Origin of the sequence: Desulfovibrio sp. 1214_IL3152 (assembly GCF_036763055.1) — a bacterium.
In the GTDB taxonomy this organism is placed as follows: Bacteria; Desulfobacterota; Desulfovibrionia; order Desulfovibrionales; family Desulfovibrionaceae; genus Desulfovibrio.
The window spans coordinates 1-13,959 of sequence record NZ_JBAIYW010000228.1 but is presented as its reverse complement, the minus strand read 5'-3'; the positions used below and the strand labels follow the sequence as shown (position 1 = coordinate 13,959).

The window sequence follows — 13,959 nt, the reverse complement described above, 5'->3', positions numbered from 1 at the left end:
GAGAAAAGTGTATTATGGTGACTCATGTCCAAAATCTCCTTGTGTGGCAAAGTTTTTCGCAAACTCTTTATACCACATCGCATTGAGATTTTGGACTTTTTTCTTAACCCTTAGCCGGACAGCAATGAGCTTGAAGCCAGTTTTTGACTGCCTTGTCACGCGCCATCAGAGCGCGAAGCCCATCACGGATAACTTCGCTTTCTGTCGCATACTCACCAGCTTGCACCTTTGCCTTGACCACATTTGCCATCTCATTGGGCAGCGTGATGCTGAATTGCTGTGTCGTCCGCATATAGCCTCCTTCAGCATTGATAGGATTAAGTCCTACTCAACTTTATGAAGCCCCGCAATTATAAGTAGCCCTACGGGGTTAACCGCCTCACGCCTGTGCCATGTTTGACACAACCCTGCACGTAAAGCTGATTTTTGAACAGTTGCCAAAAAAATCAGATCAATATGCCCATACTTAACAGGTGATACGGGGCTTACCAACTATATTGCCTATTGTTTAGGCTCAGATATGGAGCCAAAATCGTTGGATATCGCGTGTAATATAGATTTTATGCATTTACTGCGCATATATTAAAGTCATGATAAAAATTACCACGTTACACTCAGTGGCAGGCGCTTTTTTGCGCCACGGCTCCATTTCCCCCCCCCCAAGTATCCTACGCTTCTCACAAAACTTGCGATACTAGCATCGCACCGGGGAGGTTGCATGACCTATACCATTCACGGACGACACATTATTGTGTTGGGAGACAGAACAACGCACGGTGGTCAGGTTATCAGTGGATCAATGACTTTCAGCTATCTTGGTGTGCCCGTGGCGCGTGTCGGGGATCAGGTGACATGTCCCAGGTGTGGCGGTGTCCATAAAATTGTCGAGGGTACTGAAAATACATTTGATCATGATATGCCCGTTGCCGTGCATGATTGCCGCACGTCCTGCGGTGCAAGGCTGATAGCGGAAAGCGCGAACAAGCCTTGGAATCCAGCATGGGCTGATGGCCTTAGCTCTCCCCGTTTTGAGGCCCCACCCAAAGCACCGCCACCGCTCAACGATTCCGAAATGCGCGCCTTTCACACACAGGCTGAAAAACAGGGTCTGGGCGACAGAAAAACCCTGGCCCAATACCGCAAGGTTACTGCCGGCATTTCACTGAGCGCCGGGCATTACAGCGGGTGGGAAAACCGCGATATCCCCATCAATGGGGAGGCCTTGGTATACGTAAAAAATATTGGGGAATATATTACTCCTGTAACTGTAAAAGCTGGGATTTCCCGAGGAGAAATACAAATTCAAGGGTGCCATCTTATACAACAATGGGAACATGTGTTCAGATTTATTGGGAATACTGGAACATGGACTGTTTCTGTTGATGCTCCTACGGATGTGTATATGCTTCATATTGAGGTATGGACAAAGGATATTTATGCGAATTAATATACTTTTTTTCCTTGCCATCACGGTTATAACGCCACTGTCTGTTCATGCAAGCGAAGTACGTATACCTTGCAACAGTGTGAAAGAAATAGAAATACGTAAGACAGTCCCCGGAATGCCAGTACTTATGAATGGGGTCCGAGGGAGTTGTAAGGGATATGATTGTTATGTGATAGGTATACGGCTGAATGAAAAAGAGGCGGCAATCATGCGCGATCAGGTTTGCCTTTTTATTGGCCAACCATACGACGTATATGTTGGTACAAAAAAAATGATTTCTGGTATCAAGAGGGATTTTGTGCCACCTGTAGAAATTTTTAGCCTCGTAGGTGAAGATGCTGTATATGCAGAATTTGAGGAGGCAGAAGCAAGGGCCATTGAAATTTGTCCGGACAGACCCGTAAGATATGCCGGGATTCTTGGCGAACGGCCAAAGCCTGATTAAAGTCGCGAGGGACAAATGGAGCAGATGTAGAGGGCTCAACACCAAAGTGTAGAGCTTAAGTACTATGACCAAACTTCTAGAGTGGTAGGCCAAATAGCGTACTCACGGAAAAAGCGGCAAGCCACCATTATGGCAGCTTACCGCTTTTCGACGTCGAAAATTAATGATTCCAAAATGCGCGATTTTCACGCCCAGGCTGAATAGAGTCTGGGCGACAGAAAAACCCTGGCCCAATACCGCAAGGTTACTGCCGGCATTTCACTGGATTACATACATGTAATGTTTATTTCAGGCCATTTTTCATTCAAACTTTTTCACCAGCCAAACCACCCATAAAATACCTATCCGTGAATTTTATAGACCTACTGCAAAAGCAGCGTATTTTCGCAGAGGTTTGAGCAAAAGTATGGACAACGGTATGGATACGGCCATGTACTCGCTAAAATCATACCCTTTTTGAACGCAAAAACCGCCAAGCTATCATCAGATAACTTGGCGGTTTTACTTGCTATGTGGCGGAGAGGGAGAGATTTGAACTCTCGATACAGGTTTAAGCCCGTATACTCGCTTAGCAGGCGAGCTCCTTCGGCCGACTCGGACACCTCTCCGCGTGCAACGGACGCAGCAGCGCCCAGAATGCAGAAGCGCAATCTAGCTCAGTACAGCATGCCTGTCAAGAGAATCAAGAGAATGAACATTATTGCTCCGTATTTAAAAAAGCCCGTTGCCCGCCCTTGAGCCACACAGCCGCATGTTCAGGCAGTTACCCACGCACGGTAAGAACACAGGACGGCGCATGATCCTTCCCGCGCCTACCTGCCGCACAGGCTGCGGCCTTGGGCCGCAGCCTCGCAGCAATCTGCCGTTCTTTCGTTTTGTCAGATAAAAAGCAGGCGCAAACTGCGCACGAAACAGCCAGCACCCGAAGCATTTCCTTGCCGGAAGAACCGCACGTTGACCCTTGCCGCTGCTTGGCGTAATTTAGGAGTTTACATTATCGCCAGGAGCAATGGAGCGCAGTATGGCCCCCGAAACAAAATCCGCAGTCCCTTCCCCCGCAGCAGGTTCCTCCAATCCTTCTTCCACAACCGCAGCGGCGGAGCCTGCAAGCAAGCCCGGAGTGGACTTTATCCGGGCGCGCATCATGGAAGACAACGCCACCGGCCGCTACGACGGCAAGGTTCATACGCGCTTTCCTCCTGAGCCGAACGGCTACCTGCACCTGGGACACGCCAAGTCCATCTGCCTGAACTTCGGCGTTGCAAAGGAATTCAGCGGCCTGTGCAACCTGCGCTTTGACGACACCAATCCCACCAAGGAAGAACAGGAATACGTCGACTCCATCCGTGAAGACGTCCACTGGCTTGGCGGCGACTGGCAGGACCGGGAATTTTACGCTTCCAACTATTTTGAGCAGTTGTACGAATATGCCGAGCAGCTTATCAAAATGGGCAAAGCCTACGTGGACGACCTTTCGGCCGAAGAAATCCGCGAACATCGCGGTACGCTTACCGAGCCCGGCCGCGAAAGCCCCTGGCGCAACCGCAGTGTGGAAGAAAACCTCGACCTCTTCCGCCGCATGCGTGCCGGAGAATTTGCCGACGGCGAACGGGTGCTGCGCGCCAAGATCAATATGGCTTCGCCCAACCTTGTCATGCGTGACCCCACAATCTACCGCATCCGGCATGCCGAACACCACCGCACGGGCAATACATGGTGCATCTATCCCATGTATGACTTTACCCATTGCCTGTCGGACTCCATTGAGGGCATCACCCACTCGCTCTGTACGCTGGAATTCGTGAACAATCGCGAACTGTATGACTGGGTGCTTGAAACCCTCGGGGTCTATCACCCCCAGCAGATCGAATTCGCCCGTCTCAATCTCACCTATACCGTGCTCTCCAAGCGCAAGCTCATCCAGCTTGTCAAAGAAGGCCACGTACAGGGATGGGACGACCCGCGCATGCCCACCCTCAGCGGTCTGCGCCGCCGGGGCGTGCCGCCCGAAGCCCTGCGCGAATTTTGCTCCCGTATCGGCCTGGCCCGGGCTGATTCCACCGTGGAATACTCCATGCTGGAATTCTGCGTACGCGAGCACCTGAATGCCCATGCCGCGCGCGTCATGGCCGTGCTTGACCCCATCAAGGTGATCATTGAAAACTACCCTGAGGGGCAGGTGGAAGAATTTGACATGCCCTACCACCCGGAAGATGAAAGCTACGGCAGCCGCAAGGTTCCCTTCTCGCGCGAAATTTACATCGAGCGTGACGACTTCCGTCTGGATCCGCCCAAAAAATACCACCGTCTGGCCCCCGGCGTGGAAGTGCGCCTGCGTTATGCCTACTTCATCACCTGCCGCGAGGCCGTGCTGGATGAAAACGGCAACATCACGGAACTGCGCTGCGTTTACGACCCCGAAAGCCGCGGCGGCCAAAGCCCGGATGGGCGCAAGGTCAAGGGAACCATCCACTGGGTTTCTGGCGCGCACGCCCTCCCCGCCGAAGTACGCCTGTACGAACAGCTTTTCAGCGTGGAAAACCCTAATGCCGCTCCCGAAGGCCAGTCTTTCCTGGACTATATCAATCCCCAGTCCCTCACGGTCATCGAGGGTCTGCTTGAACCGGCCCTTGCGGAACTTGCCGTAGGCCAAAAAGTGCAGTTCGAGCGCCTCGGCTACTTCTGCAAGGACAAGGACAGCACAGCGGAGCGCCCGGTCTTTAACCGCACAGCAACCCTGCGCGACACCTGGGCCAAACTTGAGAAAAAAGGATAAGGTCCACAAGGCCCCTTGGCGCTGGGCAACAAGCCGATTCGGCAGAAATGCCCGCGCCGGCTACAAACCGCAATTTGCGGTAATGCCCTTGCGGCCCAGACACTTGCGCCCATTCCGGCCTACCCGCGAAAGCAAGTAAACCGGGCATAAAATTCATGCTTGACAGCCGCAGTATCTGTATATATATTGCGCGTCTCAACGGGTCGTTAACTCAGCAGGTAGAGTATCTGCCTTTTAAGCAGAGAGTCGCAGGTTCGAACCCCGCACGACCCACCAAAAAAATCAAAGGCTTATGGCTACATGCCATAAGCCTTTTTTCATTGGGCATGCCCGTTTTCTGCCGGCTCGCCAAGGGGCGAACGTTTCAGTACAGCTGCTGAGGTGAGCGCACACGCCCGCCTCAGCCGGCTTCAATCATTTCCTGTATGGCAATCAAGGGCATGCACTGACATGATTCTTTCATTCCAACCAACAGCTTCAAAGCCCGGCAACGACACGGAGTGCTCATCAGAGCCTGATTATCTACGCGGCGCATGGCGGGTGGCACAGGCCGTCTTGTTTGCAGACGCACACCCCCAGGGAGACAGCCTCAGAAACGGATTAAGCCAACCCCAAAATCGCTTTCCCCGGGGCCTAGAGCAATTTCACTTTGAAATTGCTCTGGCGGCTGCGTGAGCAGTCGCCCGCCGCAAAGATGCAAGCGCAATTTACTTGCGCGGTTAAGCAGCGAAGCGAGCGTGTCTTAAACTTTGAGAATGTACATTCTCAAAGTTAATCTGCTCTAGGTGTTTGCGGGGCTGGCAGCTTCTGGAAGGCAAGGCCCCTGCCCCACCACCACTGCCACCAAGGGTCAATCTGGCATTCCGCAGGCGTAAGCCCTCAAATTTTAGCCGGTCCCCCTCGCGTGAAAAGGGAGACCGGCCGCTGGAGGAGATACGCCATCAGATTACGGGGCTGTACAGGCTACGGGGCAGTAGCATGCACAAGTAGTCGTGTTGGCGGGCTTCCCACGCGCATGGACATGGGAAACATTGGGTTCAGGCAGCAAGGCTGACAAAGCAAGGCTGTTGCAGCTTCTGCCCGAGTGAATTTTTTTCAGCTACGCAGCGAGCTGGTCAGACTTTTTTTCAGCCTTCTGGGCCATATGATCCCTCAGGTCAGATTCACCCAGGATCATATACGTGCGCTCCTCTTCAGAAATGGCATGTACAGCCTTGTACCGCACAATGTAGAAGCAGACCCCCAGAATAGACCAGGCAACCAGCACATGCCACGACTCAGGCCCGATGCAGGCAGGCGACATGGGCAGCGTCAGCAATCCCAGACAGATCAAAGACGCCGCGCAGCCCAGTATCCCGCTTATATTACAGTTGTCTTTATGGTTACGCATGATCACGAAAGCGGATGCCGAGGCAAAGAAGTAGGCCACGATGGTACCGATTGAAGACATGTCCACAACCCAGGATAGAACTTCGCGGCCGAAAAATGGCGCAATTGCCACCACAACGAGCGTAAAGTTGAGCGCGTTGTGCGGGGTTTTGTGCTTGTCATGCAGGGACGAGAACCATACCGGCAAAATATGGGCACGCCCCATGCTGAACATAAGCCGTGAACTGGCTATGAAAAATCCGTTAATACCGGTCAGAATGGCGGAGAGCACCGCAAGGGCGAGCACGAAGCTGCCGACCTTGCCCAGCGAAAGACTGACGGTATAGCCCGTATGCCATACGGGATTGAGCGCCAGCAATTCCGGATAGGGAATAACAGCGGCCACAGCCAGGGTAATTATGCTGTATGTGACGATGCCGCAGACAATGGATAAAATCATGAGCCGCACGCCTGTTTTCGCGGAAAAATTAAATTCCTCCGCAGCCTGCGGGATAGTGTCAAAACCCACGAAAAGCCAGGGTGCAATGGCCGTGACCGCAGCTATGGACGCAATGACCGACTTGTCCTGTGCAAACCAGGGTTCGATATTCTGCCATTGGCTTGTGGGCGACACCACCGCGCCCACAAGAAGCGCAAGTACACCCACAGCAAGTATAACCGCCAGCACAACCTGCACCTTACTTACGACATCCGCACCTCTGTAATTGAGATACCAGAACAGCGCCAATACAGCTTCCAAAAATAATAACTCACCGAAATAAATTTTCCATTCAGCAATACTGTACATGTACCCCAGTTCCAAAACGCCGGGTATGAGAAAGCGCGTCAAGAGCACAATGGCAGTGCCGTTGAGTGCAATAATGCAAAGATAACCCAAAAGTAGCGCCCACCCGCCCACAAAGGCCAAGCCTGGCCCAAATGCCGCGTAGGCAAAAGCAAAAACACCACCAGCCACAGGGTAAAGCCCCACAACTTTACCGTAACTTACCGCAATAAACATGAGCAGCAGACCCCCGCATACAAAACCTATGCAGGCGCCGATCGGCCCAGAACCCGGCAAAAACCTCAAGCCGGGCATAATGAAGGCTCCCCATCCGATAATCGCGCCGAATGCTAACGCCCATATGGACAATGGGGACATATTTTTTTCCAAGACCGGTCGGGATTCATGAACTTGTGACATACAACAGTTCTCCTCGGTTTTGGCACCTTCCGTGGCGCATCAGGCAATCAAATTGCTGGCATAAAAAGTTGTGGAGCGCAAAAAAATCGCCATATCTGAAAATTTGAATGAATTTACCTTGCAACCGAAAGGGCGCGCCCGGGAGTTATCCGGACGCGCCCTTTTCTGACTATTTGTTGAAATGCGCCTTGTCGAGATGCTCGTACTTGGGCAGGAACCTGGTCGGCAAGGCCAGGGCGTCTCTACGGAAAGGAGGCGCAAGACGCGTGCCGTCGGTCATGATTTCGATAACCGCGGGGCGACGGTTCTTTCTGGCCGTGTCCAGAGCCTCGGCCAGGTCTTTCTGCGTGTTGACGGTATAGCCGTCAGCACCCATGGCTTCACCGATCTTGGCGTAGGACTTGGACCAGATGTCCGCGCCCACAAAACGGTTATTGTAGAAGTCCACCTGGTTTTTCTTTTCGGCGCACCAGGCCCCGTTGTTGTAAACGGTGGCGATGACCGGCAGGTTGTACTGGCAGGCGGTGGGTACTTCAAAAAGGCTCATGCCCCACGCGCCGTCACCCACGATAGCCACGGTCAGGTCTTCGGGGCAGGCCAACTGCGCGCCCAGGGCGGCCTGATAGGCAAAGCCCGTGTTGCCGAAGGTCAGGGTAGCCACATGGCGCTTGGTTTTCTTGAAGCGCAGGTAGCTGTTGGCCGTGGAAGACGTGTTGCCGATATCGGTGGTGGCAATGGCGTCGTGATCCGTAATGAACTTGCCCACCACTTCCAGGGCCTTGCGCGGATGCATGCGCCCGGCTTCCACAGGCTCATCAGCGATGAGCGCGATTTCCGCATACCAGTTGGCAAGCTCGTCCTTCACCAGGTTGTGCACCGGGGTGAGGTCCTTCTTGGCGGGTACGGCTTCACGCAGGCGCGCGAACAGCTCTTCCGAGGCGTCCTTGGCGTCGGCGCACAGGCCCACGGCAACGGGGTGCGTCTTGGCGATATGGCGGGGGTTGATGTCAATCTGCACAATCTTGGCGGTCTTGGGGAAATAGTTGATATCATACTGCGGCAGCGTGCCGAAATAGGACAGCCTTGTACCCACGGCCAGAATGACGTCGGCCTTCTGCAGAATGCGCATGGCGGCCTTGGAACCCATGTAACCGATGGGGCCAGTCCACAGAGGATGGTCGCAGGGGAAGGCATCGTTGTGCAGATAGGTCGTCGCCACGGGCGCGCCCAGATATTCGGCCATGGCCTTGAGGGTTTCCATGCAGCCGGAGTCCACCACGCCACGGCCGGAAATGATCACCGGGTTCTTGGCGTTTTTCAGCACTTCCACGGCGGCGGCAAAGTGTTCGGGATTGCCGATGCCGCCGGGGGCTACGCGGTATTGTGAAGGATGCAGGATGTCTTCATCCAGTTCGCCGTAGAAGTAGTCGCGGGGGATATCCACAAGCACGGGGCCGCGTTCGGCGTAGGCGATGCGGAAGGCCGTGCGCAGAATGTCGGCAGCGCGCTTGGGATGCGGCACGCGCAGCGAGGCTTTGGTGATGGGCTTGAACAGGTTCCACGTGTCACATTCCTGAAAACCGTCCCAGCCTACGGAAATGCTGCCGGCGCTGGGCGAAATGACCACCATGGGCGAATGCGCCATGTTGGCGGTTGCCACGGCCGTTACATAGTTGGTGATGCCGGGGCCGTTCTGCCCGATAACCACGCCCGCCCTGCCGGTAAGGCGGCTGTAGGCGTCTTCCATATGCCCGGCAGTCTGCTCATGACGCACCGAAACAAAATCAATCCCCGCAGCGGGGAACAAGTCCAACATATCCATGAAGGCGGAACCGAGGATACCGCTTACATGGTTTACTCCTTCCTGAACCAAAACTTCTGTCATGGCCTCACTGGGCGTCATCTTGGGCATGTTATCCTCCGATACAAATGCATGATAGGTTGTTACCGCTTCCCGCGTATCCGGCGTCTTGTCATGTCTTACGGGGCTTGTGGCCCGTAGCTTGCAGAACCATGTGGGGTTTTGCCGAAAACTGCCTGTAACGTGGGGCTGCCTGCGCACCGCCTAAGCTTGTATCTGAGTAATACAAGAAGTGTTCCAGAGCGCCGATATGGTTAACATATTTTAAACATTGACATTATCATGCGGCCCCCTGCATAATGCTAATGCAATATCGCCTTACTACGCATATTACCATGTTGACATAATGCAGCATCGCATTATCTGTAAAAAAATGGAAAGGGCGCATATGAACAAATACATATATGACATAATATATCTTCTTAACCTAATGCCCTCCAGCAGCTGTGCACTGGTTTGTAGTGACGAACATTGGGCTATTGAGGCATGTAGTCATTCGTTTCATCTACTTATGCAGAAAATCAGCGATTCGCTCCCAGATGCTAAAGACAGACATATTCCCGCGCAAGGCAGCAATATTTCACTTTTAAAAACGCTTGAACGTTATTGCGCCCCCAGACTGTCCAAAAAAGTGCAAGCAAGTGAGCCAGATACCCCCATTGACATCTGCCTGCCCTGCGGCAAATGGGCGCTCTGCTGGAAATGGCTGAACGATGAAGATTCCCCGACAGGAAAAAACAGGCGCAGGTTTGTTATCCTGCATGAAAGCCATGTGGCGGATAATGAGCAGGACGTGCACCTCCTGTATCAGGAATTGCACGCCATCATGGATTCAATGTATGACGGCATGTGGATTATCGACGGCAATGGCACCACGCTGTACGTCAATAAGGCCATGAAGCGCATCGCCAACATTGAGCCCGAAGAGATGGTCGGCAAGTCTGTGACCATTCCGATGCTGGAAGGCAAATTTTCGGCGGCAGTGACGCTGGAAGCTCTTGAGCAAAGAAAAATCGTCACAAGATTCGATGACTATCCCAACGGAACCCGCTGCCTCAATACAAGCACACCCATCTTTGACAAGCAGGGCAATATCTGGCGCGTGGTGGCCTGTATTCGCGACCTTACAGAGCTTGAAACCTTGCAGCGGCGGCTGGCCGATGCCGAACGCGCGGCATTTTTGCGTCAGGCCGAAGCGGCAGCCTTGCAGCACAACAATGAAAAAAAATTCATTGCCACGGGCAAGGTCATGCGCCGCTGCGTATCCGAACTTGAAAAAGCGGCCCGCGCGCCATCGGGCATTCTTATCCTGGGCGAAACCGGCACAGGAAAAACCTATGCCTCTTCCTACATACACCAGAAAAGCCCACGTGCCGACGGCCCCTTTATTTCAGTGAACTGCGCGGCCATACCCCCCACGCTCATTGAGTCAGAATTGTTCGGCTATGAAAAAGGCGCGTTTACCGGGGCCAACCGCTCGGGCAAAAAAGGATATTTTGGTCTGGCCGACAAGGGGACCCTGCTGCTTGACGAAATTGGCGAACTGCCCCTGAGCATGCAGGCAAAAATCCTGCATGTGCTTGATGGTCAGGGCTTTCGCAAGGTTGGCGGCGAAAAGGAATTGTGTGTGGACGTGCGCATCATCGCCGCCACCAACAGACCCCTGGACCAGCTGGTGAGCACCGGCCTGTTCAGGGCTGACCTGTATTACCGCCTGCGTGTGCTGAGCATAAACATGCCGCCACTGCGGGAGCACCCCGAAGACATACCCGCCCTCATGATGACCTTTCTGGACAAGGCCTGCACCCGCTACAACACCATAAAAACATTTTCGCCCAGCGTTATTGACTGCTTCAGCAAGCACTCGTGGCCGGGCAACGTGCGCGAACTGCGCGCAGCGGTGGACTTTCTGGCAGCCATGACCGAAAGCAGCGTCATATCCATGCGCGACCTGCCTGCCTACCTGCTGGGCGATCTGCCCGAGATATGCAGCGAAGACGAAACCGAAGAATCCCAGCCCGGGCAGATCGATAAAAATCTTTCCTTCAAAGAGGCTGTTGAAAGTCTGGAGCGCTCCCTTATCAGTGACGCCCTGACTGCCACGGGCAGCACCTACAAGGCGGCTGCGCGGCTCGGCATCAGCCAGTCCACCGTGGTGCGCAAGGCCAAGCAGCTGCGCATTCCCGTTACCGAGAAAAAAAGAAGCTGATGCAAGGCCGGGCCAGAGCTCGGGAGCCGATGCAAAAAAGACAGGGACCGCCCAGAATAACTTCTGAAGCGGTCCCTGATGGTTTGCCCGGCCGTCCTCTTCGCCGGCTGCCGGAGCCGACCGGCAAGGCTCACTATTGCCGGTGGCAAGGCTCCGACGGGAATGGCCCGGCAAGCCTGCGCTGTTAGCCCAGAACTTCGGCTATGGACTCACCCAGCGCCTTGAGAATGGTATCGATCTGATCCTTGGTCACAATATACGCCGGGGCCACGTTGATGATATTGTTCCGGCCCACAAAGCTGCGGTTTGTTCTGCCCACAAGCACGCCGCGCTTGGCCATGGCTCCGCAGACGGCAATGACCTTTTCTTCTTCCAGGGGCTTTTTCGAAACTTTGTCTTCAACAAATTCGATGCCCTGCAAAAGACCCTTGCCGCGCACATCACCCACCTTGCTGTGGGAGAGAAGCTTCTGCAGGCCCTGCTGCAGGTGGTCACCCATGGCGACAATATTGTCCAGCAGCTTTTCTTCTTCAATGATCTTGATGTTTTCAAGGGCAGCAGCGGGAGCGGCAAGGCAGCCGCCGAACGTGCTGATATCGCGGAAGTACGAAAGCTTGTCAGTGGTATCCTGCAGGGCCGCAAACACTTCTTCGGTGGTCACGGTGCAGGAAATGGGCATGTAGGCACTGGCAACGCCCTTGGCCATGGTCACGATGTCGGGCTGGATGTTGAAGTGCTGATAGCCGAACCACTTGCCCGTTCTGCCAAGACCGCAAACAACTTCATCCATGATGATCAGGATGCCGTACTTTTTGCATATCTCGGAAATGGTTTCATAGTAGCCTTCCGGGGGCACGATGATGCCGCCACCGGCCGTGATCGGCTCAAGGATGACAGCGCCAACGGTTTCGGGGCCTTCCTTCAGCACCACGGCTTCCAGTTCACGGGCAAACTTTTCGCCAAGGTTTTTCGTGCCTTCAGGATAGGGCGAACGGTAGGCCAGGCATGCGGGAAATTCCACAAAACCCGGTGTAAAGGGACCATACTGCTCGCGGCGTTCTTCCTGACCGCAGGCGCTCAGGGTGCTGATGGTGGTTCCGTGGTAGTCGCGGTCACGGTAAATGATTTTATATTTTTTGCCCCCGTGCTTGAGCTGGGAGATCTGGCGCACCATCTTGAAAGCTTTTTCGTTGGCTTCGGAACCGCTGCTGGAGATGTACACGCGGGAAAGGCCCGGCATGTGCGAAAGCAGCTTTTCAGAAAAATCAATGGCAGGCTGGGAACCACAACTGGCCGCATAGAAAGGCAGCTTTTTCATCTGCTCGGCGGCGGCATTGGCGATGCGCTCGCGGCCGTAGCCCACGTTGACGCACCAGACGCCGCCAGATGTGGCGTCCAGATATTCCTTGCCGTTAAGATCCTTGAGATACATGCCCTTGCCCTCTACCGCGATCATGGGGGCATTGCCCTGATGCAGCATGAGGTGATGCCATACGTTCTTTATATCCCCGTTGACATATTCATTTGTGTTCTTTGCTGACATGGAAAATCACTCCTTAAAAATGTTGGACTGCGGCCATAAACAGCTCTGAAATCAAAATCCCATAGTTCAACAAAACATTCCGCGCATCCGGCAAGGGCCACTCTGGCGACAAAAAAACTCACTGTGTTATCGCCAAACGTTTTCCATACCCTCCTTGCTGGCGGCTGCCACTTGCCTGATTTCAGACCGCGCGCATTGCAAGCCCTGCCCGGCTTGTTGCATCAATAAAGGCAATAAGCATGCCATGCCGACAACATCCCTGAATTAAAGAATATTTTCACAGAACACTCTTGAGACAATGCAAAAGAGACTTGTATTTCCGCGCAAGTCATAAAGAAAGGAGTCACATGTCGCGTAAAAAAACGTAAACCGGGCGCTCCCTCCCTGTCAGGGGAAAGAGCGCCCGGAGCGGCTGCGCATGAAAAAACGCGATTGCGGGCTTTATGTCTCAACTGCGCGCCGGGGCCAGAGTGGGGTGGGCCTTAGGACATTCAGAGACATGCGTTTTTTCGGAGACCGCGCAGAGCATTTTGCTTTATAGTAAAAAAATACGCCTGACCGGATCTACACCAGATCGCCCTGGGCATATGCCAGCAGCTTGTCAAAGGTCTTGCCCGCGTCGCCGGTCATGAGGATCACGCCGTCGCGCTCGTACAACGGATTCGGCACGCCCGCGTAGCCGGGCTTGTCGTCATAGTTGGCGATGATGATGTTGCCGCAGTCCTCCACCTTCAGGATGGGCATGCCGTAAATGGGCGTGCCTTCGGCAGTGTTGGCGGCGGGGTTCACAACATCGTTGGCGCCCACCACGATGACGAGGTCGGACTCCGCAAACATGGGGTTCACCGTGTCCATTTCAAGCAGGTGCTCGTAGTCCACGTTGGCTTCGGCAAGCAGCACGTTCATGTGGCCCGGCATGCGGCCGGCCACCGGATGGATGCCGTAGCTCACCCTGGCGCCCTTGCTTTCAAGCAGGTCGGCAAGCTGTTTGACCTTGTACTGCGCCTGGGCAAGCGCCATGCCGTAACCGGGGACAATAACCACCTTTTTGGCGTTCTGCACAAGCTTTGCGGCGGCGGCTTCCTTGCTGTCCGCGCCGGCGGCGG

The 13,959-nt window shown here is 54.2% G+C and carries 9 protein-coding genes and 2 tRNA genes; 5 read left to right on the top strand and 6 right to left on the bottom strand.

The genetic code is table 11. The features are described from left to right. Positions 1–103: 103 nt before the first annotated feature. Positions 104–292: a ribbon-helix-helix domain-containing protein gene (locus V6C07_RS04885; RefSeq protein ID WP_333535245.1), complete on the bottom strand. Its 189-nt coding sequence runs from the start codon at positions 290–292 to the stop codon at positions 104–106. Positions 293–718: 426 nt separating this feature from the next. On the opposite strand from V6C07_RS04885, the gene V6C07_RS04880 reads away from it, so the two are divergent. Both V6C07_RS04880 and V6C07_RS04875 read left to right on the top strand, forming a co-directional pair. Further along, positions 719–1,447 (top strand): PAAR domain-containing protein, encoded by a 729-nt coding sequence (locus tag V6C07_RS04880; RefSeq protein WP_333535244.1) that lies wholly within the window; start codon positions 719–721, stop codon positions 1,445–1,447. A gap of 208 nt (positions 1,448–1,655) precedes the next feature. After that, positions 1,656–1,892: a hypothetical protein gene (locus V6C07_RS04875; protein WP_333535243.1), complete on the top strand. Its 237-nt coding sequence runs from the start codon at positions 1,656–1,658 to the stop codon at positions 1,890–1,892. 513 nt (positions 1,893–2,405) lie between these two features. Here V6C07_RS04875 and V6C07_RS04870 read toward each other — a convergent pair. Then, positions 2,406–2,500: transfer RNA gene (locus V6C07_RS04870), tRNA-Ser, on the bottom strand. A gap of 413 nt (positions 2,501–2,913) precedes the next feature. Here V6C07_RS04870 and V6C07_RS04865 point away from each other — a divergent pair. Together V6C07_RS04865 and V6C07_RS04860 are read left to right on the top strand one after the other, a co-directional pair. Further along, on the top strand, positions 2,914–4,668 hold the full coding sequence (locus V6C07_RS04865) for a glutamine--tRNA ligase/YqeY domain fusion protein (protein ID WP_333535242.1): 1,755 nt from the start codon (positions 2,914–2,916) through the stop codon (positions 4,666–4,668). A gap of 200 nt (positions 4,669–4,868) precedes the next feature. After that, positions 4,869–4,944, top strand: a tRNA-Lys gene (locus V6C07_RS04860). An 823-nt stretch (positions 4,945–5,767) separates the two neighbouring features. Here V6C07_RS04860 and V6C07_RS04855 read toward each other — a convergent pair. Beyond that, positions 5,768–7,198, bottom strand: coding sequence for an APC family permease (locus V6C07_RS04855; protein WP_333535241.1), 1,431 nt, complete (start codon positions 7,196–7,198; stop codon positions 5,768–5,770). Between the two features lie 211 nt (positions 7,199–7,409). Continuing rightward, complete coding sequence (gene xsc / locus V6C07_RS04850; RefSeq protein ID WP_333535240.1) at positions 7,410–9,152, bottom strand: sulfoacetaldehyde acetyltransferase; 1,743 nt, start codon at positions 9,150–9,152, stop codon at positions 7,410–7,412. Positions 9,153–9,612: 460 nt separating this feature from the next. Between xsc and V6C07_RS04845 the strand changes: the two genes are divergently transcribed. Then, on the top strand, positions 9,613–11,310 hold the full coding sequence (locus tag V6C07_RS04845) for a sigma-54 interaction domain-containing protein (RefSeq protein WP_333535239.1): 1,698 nt from the start codon (positions 9,613–9,615) through the stop codon (positions 11,308–11,310). A gap of 184 nt (positions 11,311–11,494) precedes the next feature. Here V6C07_RS04845 and V6C07_RS04840 read toward each other — a convergent pair whose 3' ends face one another. Then, on the bottom strand, positions 11,495–12,853 hold the full coding sequence (locus V6C07_RS04840) for an aminotransferase family protein (protein WP_333535238.1): 1,359 nt from the start codon (positions 12,851–12,853) through the stop codon (positions 11,495–11,497). 564 nt (positions 12,854–13,417) lie between these two features. Continuing rightward, a partial coding sequence (locus V6C07_RS04835; RefSeq protein WP_333535236.1) for an NAD(P)(+) transhydrogenase (Re/Si-specific) subunit beta occupies positions 13,418–13,959 on the bottom strand: 542 nt, incomplete at its 5' end.

Coding starts and splice junctions, on each gene's coding strand:
- V6C07_RS04840 (WP_333535238.1), bottom strand. CDS start 12,853: ATGTCAGCAAAGAACACAAATGAATATGTCAACGGGGATATAAAGAAC.
- V6C07_RS04875 (WP_333535243.1), top strand. CDS start 1,656: ATGCGCGATCAGGTTTGCCTTTTTATTGGCCAACCATACGACGTATAT.
- V6C07_RS04880 (WP_333535244.1), top strand. CDS start 719: ATGACCTATACCATTCACGGACGACACATTATTGTGTTGGGAGACAGA.
- V6C07_RS04855 (WP_333535241.1), bottom strand. CDS start 7,198: ATGTCCCCATTGTCCATATGGGCGTTAGCATTCGGCGCGATTATCGGA.
- V6C07_RS04885 (WP_333535245.1), bottom strand. CDS start 292: ATGCGGACGACACAGCAATTCAGCATCACGCTGCCCAATGAGATGGCA.
- V6C07_RS04865 (WP_333535242.1), top strand. CDS start 2,914: ATGGCCCCCGAAACAAAATCCGCAGTCCCTTCCCCCGCAGCAGGTTCC.
- xsc (WP_333535240.1), bottom strand. CDS start 9,152: ATGCCCAAGATGACGCCCAGTGAGGCCATGACAGAAGTTTTGGTTCAG.
- V6C07_RS04845 (WP_333535239.1), top strand. CDS start 9,613: ATGCAGAAAATCAGCGATTCGCTCCCAGATGCTAAAGACAGACATATT.